This is a genomic window from Psychrobacter nivimaris (assembly GCF_904846365.1).
Classification (GTDB): domain Bacteria; phylum Pseudomonadota; class Gammaproteobacteria; order Pseudomonadales; family Moraxellaceae; genus Psychrobacter; species Psychrobacter nivimaris_B.
The window spans coordinates 1-16,711 of record NZ_CAJHAL010000045.1; the positions used below are offsets into that span (position 1 = coordinate 1).

The 16,711-nt window shown below is 40.8% G+C and carries 12 protein-coding genes; 9 read left to right on the top strand and 3 right to left on the bottom strand.

Annotated features, from left to right (window positions below):
* The first annotated feature begins 348 nt into the window (after positions 1-348).
* The 5 genes from dnaA (at position 349) to JMX63_RS13435 (ending at position 8,353) form a co-directional block, all read left to right on the top strand.
* Positions 349-1,788, top strand: coding sequence for a chromosomal replication initiator protein DnaA (gene dnaA / locus JMX63_RS13415; protein ID WP_134292777.1), 1,440 nt, complete (start codon positions 349-351; stop codon positions 1,786-1,788).
* A 160-nt stretch (positions 1,789-1,948) separates the two neighbouring features.
* Positions 1,949-3,124: a DNA polymerase III subunit beta gene (gene dnaN, locus JMX63_RS13420; RefSeq protein ID WP_134292778.1), complete on the top strand. Its 1,176-nt coding sequence runs from the start codon at positions 1,949-1,951 to the stop codon at positions 3,122-3,124.
* A gap of 137 nt (positions 3,125-3,261) precedes the next feature.
* Entirely contained in the window at positions 3,262-4,473 is a 1,212-nt protein-coding gene (recF, locus tag JMX63_RS13425) for a DNA replication/repair protein RecF (protein ID WP_201572929.1), read from the top strand.
* A gap of 511 nt (positions 4,474-4,984) precedes the next feature.
* Complete coding sequence (gene gyrB / locus JMX63_RS13430) at positions 4,985-7,600, top strand: DNA topoisomerase (ATP-hydrolyzing) subunit B (protein ID WP_201572931.1); 2,616 nt, start codon at positions 4,985-4,987, stop codon at positions 7,598-7,600.
* A gap of 126 nt (positions 7,601-7,726) precedes the next feature.
* Positions 7,727-8,353: a manganese efflux pump MntP gene (locus JMX63_RS13435; protein WP_201572933.1), complete on the top strand. Its 627-nt coding sequence runs from the start codon at positions 7,727-7,729 to the stop codon at positions 8,351-8,353.
* 106 nt (positions 8,354-8,459) lie between these two features.
* Here JMX63_RS13435 and rlmF read toward each other — a convergent pair whose 3' ends face one another.
* The gene (gene rlmF, locus JMX63_RS13440; protein ID WP_134292782.1) at positions 8,460-9,497 is read right to left on the bottom strand and encodes a 23S rRNA (adenine(1618)-N(6))-methyltransferase RlmF; all 1,038 of its coding nucleotides are present in this window, start codon (positions 9,495-9,497) and stop codon (positions 8,460-8,462) included.
* Between the two features lie 87 nt (positions 9,498-9,584).
* Entirely contained in the window at positions 9,585-10,340 is a 756-nt protein-coding gene (locus tag JMX63_RS13445; RefSeq protein ID WP_201572935.1) for a LysE family translocator, read from the bottom strand.
* Between the two features lie 229 nt (positions 10,341-10,569).
* Here JMX63_RS13445 and JMX63_RS13450 point away from each other — a divergent pair, with 229 nt between their 5' ends.
* From JMX63_RS13450 to JMX63_RS13460, 3 genes are read left to right on the top strand one after another with little or no spacing between them, the layout of a single operon-like run.
* Positions 10,570-11,370, top strand: a complete 801-nt coding sequence (locus JMX63_RS13450; protein ID WP_101204772.1) for a crotonase/enoyl-CoA hydratase family protein — start codon at positions 10,570-10,572, stop codon at positions 11,368-11,370.
* 44 nt (positions 11,371-11,414) lie between these two features.
* Entirely contained in the window at positions 11,415-13,571 is a 2,157-nt protein-coding gene (locus JMX63_RS13455; protein ID WP_198551521.1) for an McrB family protein, read from the top strand.
* Positions 13,549-14,961 (top strand): McrC family protein, encoded by a 1,413-nt coding sequence (locus JMX63_RS13460; RefSeq protein ID WP_227673342.1) that lies wholly within the window; start codon positions 13,549-13,551, stop codon positions 14,959-14,961. Before JMX63_RS13455 ends, JMX63_RS13460 begins: the two co-directional genes overlap by 23 nt.
* A 243-nt stretch (positions 14,962-15,204) precedes the next feature.
* Here JMX63_RS13460 and JMX63_RS13465 read toward each other — a convergent pair whose 3' ends face one another.
* Entirely contained in the window at positions 15,205-16,023 is an 819-nt protein-coding gene (locus JMX63_RS13465) for a hypothetical protein (RefSeq protein WP_201572939.1), read from the bottom strand.
* Positions 16,024-16,389: 366 nt separating this feature from the next.
* Between JMX63_RS13465 and JMX63_RS13470 the strand changes: the two genes are divergently transcribed.
* Complete coding sequence (locus tag JMX63_RS13470; RefSeq protein WP_227673341.1) at positions 16,390-16,629, top strand: hypothetical protein; 240 nt, start codon at positions 16,390-16,392, stop codon at positions 16,627-16,629.
* Positions 16,630-16,711 lie beyond the last annotated feature (82 nt).

Consider the following 16,711-nt stretch of genomic DNA (forward strand, 5'->3'; position numbering starts at 1 on the left):
ATATAGTATTGTTATTATTGGGACCATGATTATCTGTGGTTAAGTCTGGTTTCCTTTTTATTATCAATTTACTAGGCTATGGGTAAGCCTGTGGATAAACTGTGGGTTAAATATGGATAACTAGCTCATGAAAGTTATACACAAAATTGTCCACAGTCTTATCCACAAAAAACAAGGTTTTATCCACAGGGTATCTGTGTTAAATTAGGCGCTACTTGATATATACCTTCGTATAGGGTGTTAGTACGAACTCTTTGGTTAGTTGTTACGTGTAATATCGAGGCTTAGATAGCAAGTTATATTGCTAAAAAATAACTATTATTTCAGATTACAAGGTCAGTACTTTTCATGATAGACACAGCAAATATTTGGGATAAATGTCTAAACGATTTGCGTTATAACGTCAAAGACAACGTGTTTACTATGTGGCTGAGACCTCTATCAGCTCATCAAGAAGCGCAAACTTTGATTATTCTTGCTCCCAACGATTATTTTGTGACGTATATCAAGAAGAATCATCTTCAAGATATTCATCAATTGGTGACCAAACACAGCCAAGGTAGTATTGAAGAGGTCGTCGTACGTGTTGATAATGCTGGCCGCAATGTAGAAGATAACAGTCAATCAGGTTCTTTGTTTGTAGAAGACGAGGTCTCCCCTACCCCATCCGAACATAAATTTGAATCTATTCATCATAACAACGCCAAAGCAGATATAGATGCGAACATGCGTCATAATGAGCCAATTGAGTCTGCTGATACAAAATCATTAAGCTATCTGAACCCCGAATTTACTTTTGAAACCTTTGTTACAGGTAAGTCCAATAACTTGGCTTACAAGGCTTGTTATGAGCTTAGTAAGCGCCAATCAAAAAATCGTCACAATCCCTTATTTATATACGGCCCTTCTGGATTGGGAAAAACGCATTTAATGCATTCTGTAGCTCATCGCTATTTAAAAAATAATCAAAGTTTTTATTATTTCACTTCTGAAAAATTTATTAATCAATTAGTTTATTCATTAAGAAATAATAAAATAGAAGATTTTAAAAAGAAAATAAAAAAAGTAGATTTATTAATTGTAGATGATATTCATGTATTGGCAGGAAAGACTAAAAGCAGTAATGAGTTTCTAACATTATTTGCAGATTTTACTAGTGGTGATAAACAGTTGATTTTAGCCTCTGATCGACATCCTTCCCAAATGACGGAATTTGATGAACGATTTAGATCACGGTTTTCTTGGGGATTAACAGTCGCTGTTGATCCTCCTGAGATTGATACTCGAGTACAAATTCTGCAGAAAAAAGCAGCCTCCTACGGAATGGTGTTACCAAAGGAATGTGCGCTATTCATTGCGCAAAATGTGGTGTCTAATGTCAGACGTTTAGAAGGTGCCCTAAATCAGGTGTTTGCCAATGCTAACTTAACAGGGGCACAGATTACTCTTGAAATGGTGCAATATGCGCTTAAAGACATCGTTGCGATGCGTGTGCAAGCAGTGAATATGGATAACATCCGTAAGATAGTTGCTGAGTACTATGATGTCACGGTCAAAGATATTATGGGGCGCAAACGTACGCGTAGTATTGCAAGACCACGTCAAATAGCGATGGCTTTGTCGCGTGAATTAACAGGCGATAGCTTCCCTGAAATTGGTCAGTCATTCGGTGGACGCGACCATACGACGGTGATGCATGCTTGCGATAAAGTAAATGAGTTAAGAGCAGCAGATCCTGCATTTGATAAGGATTATAAAACCCTAGCTCTAATGTTACAGGCAGGATAGAAGCGACAGATATCGTTGTATTCTAGTGGATACAGATGGTTTATAATATTGAAAATACAAGTGCACAGATGCTCTGTAGATTATCGTCAGCAGACAAGGTATTATTGAGTCATTACGACAAATTTTTATAAAAGAATCATTCAAATAAGAGTAACTAAGCATGCAATTATCGATCAATCGAGAATCGTTACTAAAAGCTATCAACTTGATCGCTAAAGCCGCTGATAAACGCCACAATATGGTTATATTGGGTAATATCAAGCTACAGTTATCAGACTCTGAGCTTATCTTAACAGCGTCAGATTTAGAGGTAGAGCTGACATCGACATTGAAATTGCCTGCTGGTGCTTGTGTTGAACCAGGTACAACGACGCTTCCTGCAACCAAGCTAAAAGATATTTGTAAATCGCTACCAGCGCAGGCGCAAGTTAATCTAGCAACTCAGGTAAATGAGCGTTGCTTGTTAACTAGTGGTAAGAGTCGTTTTACATTAGGGACACTACCAAGCGAAGACTATCCTAGCTTGGGTAACCCTGAAAATATCACACCTCTGACCATTAGCCGTAATCGTCTGACAGATTTGATTCATAAAACGCAGTTTGCGATGGCAATTCAAGATGTACGCTATTATTTAACAGGTATGTTGTTTGATGTTTCACAGCAGCAACTGACAACGGTAGCAACAGATGGTCATAGACTGGCATTAGCCCGTAGTGTGATCAATGTAAGTGCAGATATCAATATGCAAGCTATCTTGCCACGTAAGGCAGTGATCGAACTTGAGCGTTTAGCTTCTGAGCTTGGTAAAATGCTGGGTGATCAGGACAACGCAGTTACCCTAAGTTTTGGCCGAGAGTTTTTACAAGTAAGTTTGCCATTTGGTGATGTAGATAGTGCAGGGCAGGTTAGTCAAGATCTAATGGTGACATTTACCGCGCGTTTGATTGATGGCAAGTTCCCTGATTATCGCCGTGTGATGCCGAGCAATACTGATAAATTGGCTTTATTCAGTCAAGAAAAAATGACCGATGTATTACGCCGCGTTGCCATTTTGAGTAATGAGAAATCTCGTGGTGTGGTCTTTAATTTTGCTAGCGATGGCATGGTCGAAGTACGTGCTAATAATGCTGAGCAGGATGAAGCAGTCGAGATGATACAAGCTAAGTATCAAGGCGAGCCGATGGAGCTGTCGTTTAATGCTGCTTATCTGCAAGATGTATTAGGTGTCATCCAAGGCGATTTACAAATGCATATGAGCCAATCGAATGCCTCTGTATTGGTCAATCAACTCAATGATGAGTTCCATCAGTATGTCATTATGCCAATGCGTATATAATGCGTTTTTCTTTAGAAACAAAAAAATTGAATAGAAATAGTACGTTTTAAAGAGCTTTGTTTTTAGTACTAAATATTGATTTTTAATGAACTTTTGCTTGTTAGATTAGCAGGCTTTAATGGGCGGCTATCGATACCATGATTGAACGTCTACAAATATCCCATCTTAGAAACCTTACTCAAATTAGTTTAGAGCCTGCTGCTTGCAACATCATTATCGGTGCAAATGGTAGTGGTAAAACCTCGTTGCTCGAAGCAATATTCTTGTTATCAAGAGGTAAGAGTTTTCGCCATTACCAGCCCAAACGTTATATCCAGCATCATCAGAATAATACAACTGTTCATGCTAAGCTCAATGATAGTCGTACTTTAGCTATTCAAAAGCAAGCAGATGCTACGACCATCTTACGCCTCAATCAAACCACTGTTTACAACCAAAGTGTTTTAACAGAGCAGCTACCCACGTTGCTGATAGATCCATCGACAATGGATATGTTGGAGCAGGGAAGTGCGAGCCGTCGACAGCTGCTAGATTGGTTAGTGTTTCACATGAAACAAGGGTTTCATCCACAATGGATGGCTTATCAACGCCTACTGAAACAGCGCAATAGCTTGCTAAAGAGCACTCGTCATTTAACACAAGTACAGCTTTCTGAGCTGAAATCATGGGATAAAGGGTTGAGTAACCATGCTGCTTTGATTCATCATTATCGCGAGCAAGTATTTACTGAATGGCAGCCTTATTTTGCCAAGAGTATCGTACAGCTATTGCCTTCTTACGCTGAGCAACTGAGCCTGAGCTATAACGCTGGTTATGACACCAGTGTCGCGCTAGATGTGCAGCTTAATGAGCGGTTAGAGCAGGATTTGCAATTGGGGTATACTCGTATAGGCAATCATCGTGCTGATATTCATGTGCATTGGCATTCTAATGAGTCTGTAAACGATCAAACGACAGATGCCAGAAAAGCGGATTCAGCACATGGTGTTCAAACCAAATTACCGACTTTAAAAGAGCAGGCAGCAAACGTATTGTCTCGCGGTGAAAAGAAACTGCTCATTACTGCACTGCGCTTATCGCAACTACCACTGTTGCTAAACGATGGAGAGCGCAGTGACTCAATCAAGGATGATTTATCATCGAGAGCGACACCTGTTGTGCTCTTAGATGATATCACTGCAGAATTGGATGATAGAGCTATAGGAATACTGCTATCGACCCTAGCTAAACTCCCTTGCCAAGTATTCATGACCAGTCTGACAGATGATATTTTACCTTTAGTTAATGAACTTTGGTCACAACCAAATACGTTTCACGTGAAACAAGGAAAAATCTTAGTTACTAACTAATATTTCATTCTTCTGCTTATACTTTTTATGATTACCTATCTACTTTCACCTCTCATTAATCAGTACACTAGCGACTACTATTTGTCCTAACCGTTACTAAGTTAAGACAACCTTCCACTGACCGTAAAACTCTCAGTAAACAGTGACTTAGAAGCAAAAAAATGTTAAAATAACCCTTTATTTTCGTCCTGTGCTCAGCAATTTATTTGATAGCATCATAGAAAAGATTTCTATTTTTCAATTATCTATAAGTATTTGATAATTATGTATTTTATTTATTTCAATAGTTTTAACAATGGCTAGAAAAACAAAGACTATTACTAATAAGTAATTTACTAATTTTATCTCTGTGCAGCCTTTTTTGAGGCTAACGGTGGTTAGTGGTTTAGCTGCTCATATGCACTCTAGATTATGAATAATAGACGTTAATTTTAAGATGCTACTATGTAGCGGACTTTTTATAAGTGCGCTAATCGTAAATGGCTGATTATGGCTAGATTAAGGAATGTACATGAGTGATTCATTACCTATTGACCACGAGCAATTGATAGACGACAGTGCTACTGAAGCCACCGTGCCTACTGTAGTTTCAGAAATATTGCCTTCTGATTATAGTTCTAAAGATATTCGCGTATTGCGTGGGTTAGAGGCCGTACGTGTGCGTCCTGGTATGTATATCGGCGATACCGATGATGGCACAGGCTTGCATCATATGGTCTTTGAGGTAGTGGATAACTCTATCGATGAGGCGCTTGCTGGTCACTGTGATCAGATTGATATCGTTATTCACGAAGATGAATCTGTCAGTGTGATGGATAACGGTCGCGGTGTGCCTGTTGATATTCATCCAGAAGAGGGTGTATCAGCGGCGCAGGTTATTATGACGGTCTTGCATGCAGGTGGTAAGTTCGATGACAATAGCTATAAAGTGTCAGGTGGCTTGCACGGTGTGGGGGTATCAGTAGTTAACGCTCTGTCTCAAAAACTTGAGATGAATATCTGGCGCGAAGGCTATCACTACCATCAGACTTATACTGATGGCGTACCTGATAGCGATATCCAACAGATGGAAGCAACCGATCAGACAGGTACCCAAATCCGCTTTTATCCTAGTAGTGATGTGTTTACCGGTACGATCTTTGAGTACGATATCTTAGCAAAACGCTTACGTGAGCTATCATTTTTGAACTCTGGTGTGCGTATTGTTTTGACTGATGAGCGTATTGATAAGCGTCACGAGTTTGAGCATAAAGGTGGCTTGCTAGAGTTTGTTAGCTACATTAATGCTGGTAAAGACGGTATCAATGAAGTCTTTCATTTTACCAGTCAGCAAGATGATGGTATTAGCGTAGAAGTCGCGCTACAGTGGACAGATACGTATAACGAAAAAGTATTGTGCTTCACTAACAATATTCCGCAAAAAGATGGCGGTACTCACTTATCAGGTTTCAGATCAGCACTGACACGTGGCTTAAATAGCTATATGGATCGCGAGAACTTGTTTAAGAAGGAAAAAGTAGCTGCAACTGGTGATGACGCTCGTGAAGGGTTGACTGCAATCGTCTCTGTTAAAGTACCAGATCCAAAGTTCTCAAGCCAGACGAAAGATAAGCTAGTATCAAGCGAAGTAAAATCTGCTGTCGAATCTGCGATGCACGATAAATTTAACGATTATCTATTAGAAAATCCAAGTGCTGGTAAAGCCATTGCTAATAAAATTATGGAAGCAGCGCGTGCACGTGATGCGGCTCGTAAAGCACGTGAAATGACACGTCGCAAGACCACTTTGGATATTGCAGGTCTGCCTGGTAAGTTGGCTGATTGCCAAGAAAAAGATCCAGTATTATCTGAACTATACATTGTGGAGGGTGACTCTGCAGGTGGCTCAGCTAAACAAGGTCGTAGTCGTAAAACACAAGCAATCTTGCCACTAAAAGGTAAGATTCTGAACGTCGAGCGTGCTCGTTTTGATAAGATGCTATCATCTGCTGAGGTAGGTAACTTGATTACCGCGCTTGGTTGCGGTATTGGTCCTGATGAATATAACCCTGATAAAGTACGCTATCACAAAATCATCATCATGACCGATGCCGATGTTGATGGATCGCACATTCGTACGTTGCTATTGACGTTCTTCTTCCGTCAAACACCTGAGTTGATCGAGCGTGGTTATGTATATATTGCTCAGCCACCGCTATACAAAGTGAAAAAAGGTCGTCAAGAGTTATACCTAAAAGATGACGAAGCGCTTAAAGCGTATCTATTGTCTTCAACAATTGACAATACTAAGCTGCATATCAGTGCTGATGCGCCTGCGATTACTGGTCAAGCGCTTGAGACATTACTCAATGACTATAACCAAACGCAGTTGATCAAAGCGCGTTTGCAGATTCGCTTCCCAGCGGTAATTTTGGACGCATTGACGCATACGCCAAAACTTAGCACTGACATGACTTATGATGAGTCTGCCATGCAGGATTGGAAAACAGCGATGCAGACTAAGCTTGATCACTTCGGTAGCGATCTAAATCCTGAGATTGAATTGGTTAATATCCATGCGCCGCAGCCAAAGAATATGGATGCAGCCGCAGCAGATTTATTGGGTATGACGCCAGTAGTAGGAACTGAAGAAGGCGAAGCTTCAGATAGTGAGGCTTTATCTACCAAGGCACAGTGGCTACCACGCGTCACAGTATACGTGCATCAACTGGCACACCATTATCTGCTAGATGCTAGCTTTATCAACTCGGGTGAGTATAGCAAGTTGCTACGTTTATCAAGCGAATGGAATACGTTGCTTGAGAGCGATGCCTTTATCCGCCGTGAAGCGTCTGCGGGGACGACTAAAGACATCCCAGTACGCGACTTCGATTACCTATGGCAACAAATGATGCTGGATGCGCGTCGTGGTTTAGCTATCCAGCGTTACAAAGGGCTAGGTGAGATGAACGCCGACCAGCTGTGGGATACAACGATGGATCCTGAAAACCGTCGTATGCTACGCGTTACGATCGAAGATGCTATCGCTGCTGACCATATGTTTACCTGTTTAATGGGTGATCACGTTGAGCCGCGTCGTATCTTTATTGAAGAGAATGCGCTAACAGTATCGAACTTAGATATCTAAATTTAAAATTGGTTACTGACAATTTATAAAAATACCGCTTTAATATTCAAGGCGGTATTTTTGTTTCACGTGAAACTCATTTTTTAACGTTGCTATTATTTAATAATTATAATTTGTGGGAATCAAATGGTTGAAGTAATTTTACTCGCTATTGCTTTAGCGATGGATGCGTTTGCAGTGTCGATAGGGTTGGGTGCTAAGGCTCAAAAATATAGTCATCAATATGTACTGCGCTTGGCTATTTATGCTGCGCTTTACTTTGGTATCGCTCAGGGGATAATGCCTCTTATTGGATACTTATTAGGTGCGGCAATGTTGGGTTGGCTGGCCGCTGCTGCACCTTGGATTGGCGGTACTATATTGATTGCTCTAGGTGGGAAAATGCTTTATGAAGTGTTTACTGCTGATGAGTCAGATACTGACAGTGATGATCTGGACGTCAATGATGATGCTATTAACACTGATGGTGATACAGTAACAGCCACGAGTAAGCATGGACATATCAATCACCGCACTATGTTTACGTTAGCGGTTGCAACTAGTATTGATGCAATGGCGGCAGGGTTTACGCTGAATTTATTGGCACTGAATGCGTGGTTAGCTTGCTTAATTATCGCTGTAGTAACTGCTATATTTGGCTGGATCGGGGTCTATTTGGGACGTCGCTCAGGCACATGGCTAGAGGATAAAGCTGAAGCATTGGGCGGTATCGTGCTTATTGCAATTGGTCTAAAAGTGATGTTTTTTAGCTAATTTATTTAGATTCTTACTGAGTATTTATACAAAAGCACCGCTTTGAATATCAAAGTGGTGCTTTTTTGTTTCACGTGAAACTCGAGTTAGTAATTTTGCTTGATGATTACTCTTCGTCAGTGTCAAAGCGCCAAGCTAGTACGCGAGTGCTTTTCTGACCTTGGCTCATCTCGATGATACGCATTTGAGCGACGTTTAGCTGCTTTAATAACAATTGCAATGGCTTAACGTTTTCAGATTTTGATACTAAGGTTGTGAACCAACCAACGTGTTCTGCAAAGCTCTGGCTTTCTTTTGCCATTTTGGTCAAGAACGCAATTTCGCCACCTTCACTCCATAGCTCTTTGTGCTGACCGCCAAAGTTCAGGTTTTGCGCAGCGTTGCCTGATTTGGTTGAGCTACGGCTGATTTGCTCGCTTTCATTTTTACCACGATGGCGCTGCAAATTATGCTGCTTACGGCTATTGGCTTCCATCGCTTCTTCTAATGAAGCATGAAACGGAGGGTTACAAACCACGACATCAAAATAATCTTGACGACCAATGATGTTTTTAAAGATAAACTTAGGCTCAGGCTGCAGCTTTACTTTGACCGCACTCTTTAGTTTTGGATTAGCTTCACAAATCAGCGCTGCGGTGTTGACTGAGATAGGGTCAATGTCACTTGCTGTAAAGCGCCAGCCATAGCTTTGACTACCAACGATAGGGTAGATAGCACTGGCACCAGTACCGATATCAAGGGCGTGAATTTCTTTACCCGTTGGCGGTGTGTTATCGGCGTTTACGTGAGTGGTTTGCGCCAGTAAATCCGCGATATAGTGAATATAATCGGCACGTCCAGGAATAGGCGGACATAGATAACCTTCAGGAATGTCCCAAAATTTAACCCCGTAATAGTTCGCCAACAGTGCTTTATTTAGCACGCGAACAGCCTGATGATCCGAGAAGTTAATCGTCGACTCACCTTTAGGGTTGGTAATGGTGTGGTCAGCAAGCTCTGGTAAGGCGCGAGTCAGTACTGCAAAGTCATAACGACCTTGGTGCGGGTTGCGTGGGTGCAGCTGACCGAGTTTTTTCGCGGTCGCAGGAGATCTATTTCTGTGTTTACTATTTGCAGGGTTACGGGTCATGGGCTTACTTGTCATAATGTCAGGCTACGATATATGGATATAAGTAACCAGTGTAGCAGATTTCGCAGGTTGCTAATTGTTTATCCGCGCTTTATCGGTCGCTTATCGGTGACGTAATATCAAGTTAAGCCCTAATACGATCATCGCAGTACCCAATACACGGTCGATCCAATGCTCAAATCTTTGGAAGCGTCGATGTACCGCAGGGATAGAGAGTAGCATGACGACCGTACTAAACCATGCCATCTGCAACACCATCATCCATACGCCATAGATAGCCAATTGCCAAAGCGGTATGTCAGGCGACAATACAAGAGTAAAGATAGCTACAAAATAGACAGGCGCTTTTGGATTAAAGACATTACAAAGGAATCCGCGACGCAACGTAGCAAAGGTAGATTCGCTATTGCTAGATGATTTTTCGATAGTGGTTTCTTTGGTTGTAGGTGGGGTCTGGCTAGTAAGCGCATCTTGCGAAGTGTGAGTGCTTGAACCTACTTGTGAATCTGCTTTTTCTAAAGCATGTGTTTTTTCTAAAAGATGAGCTGTTTCTAAATCTGCTGGTTTTTTAGGCTTGGCTTGGATACCTTGCCAACCTAAATAAATCAGATAGCCGCCACCCAACCATTTGATAGTAGTCAATAATGGCTGTGAATGAGCAATGACAGTCGCCAGTCCTAAGACAGAATAGATAATATGGACGGCAAGACCTAAGGTAATACCGAGACTACAAATCAAACCTGTGCGTCGACCTTTTGCTAATGTCTGCTGCGAGACTAAGACAAAATCAGGGCCAGGTGAGGCCGCAGCCAATAGATGTACGCTAGTGATAAGCAAAAAACCGTGCCAAAATTCCATAAAATACTCTGAACCATATTTAGACCTGCAACATAGTTGCACTTATCGTAAATGAGGTCAACTTTTATCGATTTTTGCACTATGCGAGTCATCTCTATGGCTTGTGTTATAGAACGAGGGTGTCTATATTAAAGGTGACTTATGACTCAATCTCTACCGATAAAGTATCGAGATTCGACTATATAACCACTCATTATATTCCAATAATTACTTTAACAAGGATGGAACCATGACTACGGATAGTAACGCCACAGAAAACCGCATCACTTATAACACCCAAGGCCATGTTTGCCTTGTCGGGCTAAACCGTGCCAATAAACGCAACGCCTTTGACAGTCATATGATTGCCCAACTGTCTGACGCCATGACTCGCTACGAGGCGGACGATAACTTACGCTGTGCGCTGATATTTGCCCATGGTGATCACTTCACTGCTGGGCTAGATTTGGTAGAGCTGCAAGACAAGCTAAACGATGGCGTGTTTGAGTTTAATGATGATCAAATCGACCCATGGGGTATCAGTGGAAAACTGCGCACCAAACCAGTGGTCGTCGCGGTAAAAGGTACTTGCTTCACTGTGGCTATCGAGCTGATGCTAAATAGCGACGTGGTCATCGCTAGTGATAACTGTAACTTTGCACAAATGGAAGTCCAGCGCGGCATTATGCCATTTGGTGGCGCAACGGTACGCTTTGTCGCCGCTGCTGGCTGGCAAAAAGCCATGCCGTATCTACTCACTGGTAAAGCATTCGATGCGCAAACGGCCGATAGGCTGAATTTGGTCAGCGAAGTGGTAGCAAATGGTTCTGAATACGATCGTGCATTGACGCTAGCCCAAGAGGTCTGTAAAGCCGCCCCTTTGGGTGTGAGAGGCGCATTGTCGTCAGCACAAGATGCCAGTCGAAATGGTGCAGCAACGGCATTGGCCAATATCCATAGCTATCTACCGCCGCTCTTTCATTCAGAAGATGCCAAAGAAGGTGTGATGGCGATGGTTGAGAGACGTGAGGCGGAGTTTAAGGGGCGTTAGTTTTAGGAAAAATACTAAAAAATTATTAATTTATAGGAATAAATATGGAGCAGGTCGTCGTTAGAAGTGATGATTATAATTCTAAATCGCAAGTCACTAAGTATGAATGGTTAGAGATATTATCTAACGATAATTTTATGACCAATAACTATAAATATGTGCTGAGCATCTTCTTTTTAGAACCTGAGCACAAGGCGACCTGTAAATATTTAGCTGAGAAATATAATACCTCTCCTTTCTCAATCAGTGGGTTTATCACTGGGTTTAGTAGGGCTGTTCAAGAGCATTTAAATAGGTTTGAAATAACTACTGAGGAGGGTGATAAGACCTACTGGCTAGTTACAATGCTCGGTAAGAAGGTAGCGGGTAACTTGTTTGAATGGACACTACGAAATGAGTTAGTTGAAGCAATGATGGAACTCGACTATATCAATGCCAATGCTATCAAAATAGATAGTATTGGTCATTTAGTCAGTCTTATAAACAAAGACATTGGTAGTTTTAAAAAAGACTTTCTCATAGCTAGAAAAGAGCTGGTAGGTAATCAAAAGATCACTAACTCACAATTATTGTTTAAATATGATAGTGAAGATAGACAATGGGCGATCAATGAAGGAGCAGGCACCGAAGTTCAGTATCATATTTACTTATCAAACAATAAGATTGGTTATGGACTGGGATTTAATACGCTGTACGTCAGATTTAAAGATGAAAAGACACCGATAGAATATATCAAACCTTATATGGATGCTTTTATAGCTTTGAAAAACAGTGATGAAATAACAAAGCTTACCGATAGAAATTTTGCATTGAGTACAAGCGATGCTGACTTCCAAAATCCTGTTGAAGATGAGCACTACTTATTCGGTCGAATTATAGAATTAGACGATGCACAGCAATTGTCTTTAATTGACTATTACAGCATCATAAGTGACTTGAAGGGAGATTTGTTTAACGCATATAAAAACGTTTTTGAGTTTGCCAACAAGCTAAATTTGAACGGAAAAATAGCCACTCAAAAAACACAGCAGTCAATAACTCACCCGCTACTTAAAGAAATTAGCGAGCTATTACTTGCTAATAAAAATCTTATACTTACAGGTGCACCAGGAACAGGTAAAACCTATTTAGCTAAAACGTTGGCTGAGGAATGGGGTGCAAAATATGAACTCATTCAGTTTCATCCATCTTATGACTATACTGACTTTGTAGAAGGCTTACGTCCTATTCAAAATGTAAACGGAGAAGTTGGTTTTGAGCTACGAGATGGAAGCTTTAAGAAGTTCTGTAAAGAAGCCCTAAAATATCAGAATAATCAACAGTTAAGTAATTTTGAAGAAGTTTACCAAAGGTTTATAGATGATATATCCGAAAGCTCTACAGACCTGACAACGCCAAGTCGCGAAAGTCCATTTAGTATTATTGTCAATTCACGCGAAAATATCACAGCAGTTCTTTCGAGCGAAACACAGCGGCAAATCACTTTAACCAAGCCTTTAATACAAAATTATTTAGAAACAGGTAAATCATTACGCTGGAAACCGTATTTAACTTCAGTATGCGATTATATCGAAGAAAGTTATGACCTCAGAATGTCTGATACGGGCGATAAAAGCAAAAAATTCATTATTATCTTGGATGAGATTAATCGTGCTGAAATCTCTAAAGTATTGGGTGAGCTGTTCTTCTCTATTGACCCTGGCTATCGAGGGGAGAGTGGTAGAGTCACTACTCAGTATGCCAATTTGCAAACAGATGAAGATGTATTTAAAGAAGGTTTTTATATACCAGATAACGTCTATATCATCGGCACTATGAATGATATCGATCGCAGTGTTGAGTCTTTTGATTTTGCTATGCGCCGCCGTTTCGCATGGAAAGAAATAAAATCAGCAGATCGACTATCTATGTGGGAAGGTCAAATTGATGATTGGGCAGAGGAAGCTAAACAACGCCTAATGGATTTAAACAAGGCTATCGAATCTGTGCAAGGATTGAATTCGGCTTATCACGTTGGCCCATCTTACTTCCTAAAGCTTGCCAACTATGATGGCGATTTTGATAAGTTATGGACATATCATTTAGAGTCGCTACTTTTTGAATATCTGCGTGGTTATCCTAATGCTGAGCAACAGATTCAAGGATTAAAAGATGCCTATAATCTACAGTTAGGGTTTGATGATGATCGTAACGACGGATAATACCTCATTAATTTTAGGCTCTAATGAGCCAAACGTTAATAAAATTATAGATGATTTATCACTACTCGCTAGTAAAAATATTGGCGAGCTAGTGACCGCACACCCCAATTTATTGATTTTCCCCACACATTTTGAAGATAACGAAGATGATATTGCCAGTAAGCCAATCTTTGAATTAAATGTTAGTGAGTCTCAGACCGTTTTAGAGACAGGCAATGTCATGGGCTTTATTGGTGTAAAAGATACACAGTTGAAAATCCAGTCCCGTTTTGCTCGGGCATCTGTTGTAGATAGTGATGACCAAGCCAATCAAGAAGAGGCTATTGAAGAAGATTATTTTCTACATTATATGCTGCAAAAAGTATTGTGTATTAACCTGTTTGATTTAAAGCACAGTAGAAATCAAACCAACCTATTTGATTTTTTAGTATATTTATTTCCTCATTTTCTTAAAAAAGCGCTCTCACAAGGCCTGTATAAAGAGTATCAAAAGCAAAGCTATAACGACAGTAGTCTCAAAGGGGCTATCGATGTCAAAGCCCATCTGCGACAGAATCTGCCGTTTCGAGGCAATGTTGCCTACAGTGTGCGTGAGCATAGTTTTGATAATCCAATTTCCCAGCTTATTCGTCACGCCATAGAGTTTATCAAACAAAAACCCAATCTGAGAGATGTGTTGCATAGCGACAGCGAAACACTTGATTTCGTCAATCTGATTGTCCAACATACTCCGTCATATCATGTACGTGACCGGCATACTATTATCAATACTAACCGTAAGCCTTTTGTACATCCTTACTTTACGGAATACAGTGGCCTGCAAAAAATCTGTCTGCAAATTTTACGTTATGAAGGTTTGAAATACGCTAACAATGATGATAAGGCTCACGGCATTTTGTTTGATGGAGCGTGGTTATGGGAGGAGTACCTCAACACACTACTACGTCCTATCGGATATGACCATCCCACTAATAATAACCGACAAGGTGGTATCAAGGTCTATGCTCAAAAATTTTCAGGTAATAACGTCCGTCGTTATCCTGACTTTGTGAAAGACAATCGTATTATTTTAGACGCTAAATATAAGCGTATGAAAGATAATAAAATCGATAGAGATGACCTTAATCAAGTCCTGTCATACTTGTTTTTGTATAAAGCAGATATCGGAGGTTATATTGCCCCTACAGAAGAGGATGACTTGGCGCTAAATATGGGATTGCTTAATGGTTTTGGTGGCAGTATCCACAAATTTAAGCTATCCATTCCCCAACATGTTGCAAGTTATCCAGAGTTTAAAAAAGCTATTGCTGAAAATGCAGCAAAGTTAGTTAAGAGTATTGATGAGTTATCAGGTATTCAGAGTAGTAATCAACCACTTATGATTATTTAAAATTCGTCACTATATGATATGAGTTTTAAGGTACGTTTTAGCCATGAGATAATCTCTAATGGCAGGATTAGCTCCAATTTTATAATAACTTTGATAACTACAAAATCTAGCGCAGCACTTCAACATACCATCAAGCAAACCAAACATACCAACCGAAAAAGACCTCACAATCGCGAGGTCTTTTTTATTGAGTGTAGCTAATTACATCTGCAGCAGCGTTAGAAACTAGGTTCTAATAGACTATTATTTAGCTGACTTATAGTAGTCAACCATCATAGTACCCAAAGTGCCGTTGTCATCGATCGTAACGATTCTGACCGTACCTGATTGTGCTGCGGTACTAGACTGCACTTGTCCAGCGTTACCTAACACGACTTGGTTGTCTTTGGATGCTTTCGCCTCGTTACCGATAGCGATACTGTTCATGCCGCCTGCCATAGATTTATTACCGACTGCGACGGAAGTTGCGCCTTGTGCCATAGCCGCTTCCCCGACAGCAGTAGAGCGCATACCGCTTGCATTGGCTAGATGACCAAATGCTTGTGCGCGTTCAGCGGTGGCTTTTGACTGCCAACCGATAGACGTTGAGCCTAGACCTGCAGCATTGGCTTCACCGCCAACGGCAGTGGCTGAGTTTAGACCTGCATTGGCTTTGTTACCGACAGCAACCGTATCATTATTGCCACCTGCCATAGCCGCTTCACCGACAGCGGTAGAGCGTATACCGCTTGCATTGGCTAGATGACCAAAAGCTTGCGCACGTTCGGCAGTGGCTTTTGATTGCCAACCGATAGAGGTTGAGCCTAGACCAGCAGCGTTAGCTTGACCGCCAACGGCAGTTGCTGAGTTTAATTCTGCATTGGCCTGACTACCGATGGCAACGGTATCATTGGTGCCGCTAGTTGTGGCAGCGTTGCCAAGAGTGATAGCGGTGCTGCTAGTTGCGTTTGCAGTTTGATGGTCAGTTCCTGTTGCCATAGCAGTGCAAGAAGCAGTTGCGGCAATAGCAAAGGTGAGCGCACTAATCTTTAGTACTGATTTCGGTAAAAAGTCCATTTTCATTCTTCATTCCTTTTTGTTAGCCTTGATGGCTTATTAGATAGTTTGGGTAGATGTTGATAGATTATAATCATGGCAACATCAGCGCACTCTGGCACAAATAACTTTATGATAGATAGAGTCCGAAACCTTAATGTAGCATTAATTTTTAATCATTATTGAAATAATGTTTACTTTATATCTTTGAAGGTTATTTAAGCCGATAAATGGATAATTAAGGTCTAAAAGCACTTTAATTATTTGTAAAAAATCGAACACGCCTTAATCTACTACAGCAGATAGCGTAGCGTATATTGATAATATAGTGCACATATTGCGCTGTGTTTTTGACGTTCCAAACCATTATTATTCTAAATAAGAAGAGTACCAATGCAATATAACTTTGATGAAATAATCGACAGACGCGATACCGGCTCACTCAAGTGGCACTATAGCGATGACACAATTGCGCTATGGGTGGCGGACATGGATTTTAAGGCTGCCGCACCGATATTAAGCGCGGTTGAGCAAGTCGTGCAGCATAGCATCTTGGGTTATACCAAGCCTACTGATGCCTTATACAACTTGAGCTATGCTGAAGAAACCGTACAACTAAACTTGGTAAACTAAGCGTATTAACTGGAGTTTACCATGACCAAGAAAGTAAGAACCTACAGTGACGAATTTAAAGCAGAAGCCGTTAAGAAAATAG

Coding starts and splice junctions, on each gene's coding strand:
- dnaA (WP_134292777.1), top strand. CDS start 349: ATGATAGACACAGCAAATATTTGGGATAAATGTCTAAACGATTTGCGT.
- dnaN (WP_134292778.1), top strand. CDS start 1,949: ATGCAATTATCGATCAATCGAGAATCGTTACTAAAAGCTATCAACTTG.
- recF (WP_201572929.1), top strand. CDS start 3,262: ATGATTGAACGTCTACAAATATCCCATCTTAGAAACCTTACTCAAATT.
- gyrB (WP_201572931.1), top strand. CDS start 4,985: ATGAGTGATTCATTACCTATTGACCACGAGCAATTGATAGACGACAGT.
- JMX63_RS13435 (WP_201572933.1), top strand. CDS start 7,727: ATGGTTGAAGTAATTTTACTCGCTATTGCTTTAGCGATGGATGCGTTT.
- rlmF (WP_134292782.1), bottom strand. CDS start 9,497: ATGACAAGTAAGCCCATGACCCGTAACCCTGCAAATAGTAAACACAGA.
- JMX63_RS13445 (WP_201572935.1), bottom strand. CDS start 10,340: ATGGAATTTTGGCACGGTTTTTTGCTTATCACTAGCGTACATCTATTG.
- JMX63_RS13450 (WP_101204772.1), top strand. CDS start 10,570: ATGACTACGGATAGTAACGCCACAGAAAACCGCATCACTTATAACACC.
- JMX63_RS13455 (WP_198551521.1), top strand. CDS start 11,415: ATGGAGCAGGTCGTCGTTAGAAGTGATGATTATAATTCTAAATCGCAA.
- JMX63_RS13460 (WP_227673342.1), top strand. CDS start 13,549: ATGATGATCGTAACGACGGATAATACCTCATTAATTTTAGGCTCTAAT.
- JMX63_RS13465 (WP_201572939.1), bottom strand. CDS start 16,023: ATGAAAATGGACTTTTTACCGAAATCAGTACTAAAGATTAGTGCGCTC.
- JMX63_RS13470 (WP_227673341.1), top strand. CDS start 16,390: ATGCAATATAACTTTGATGAAATAATCGACAGACGCGATACCGGCTCA.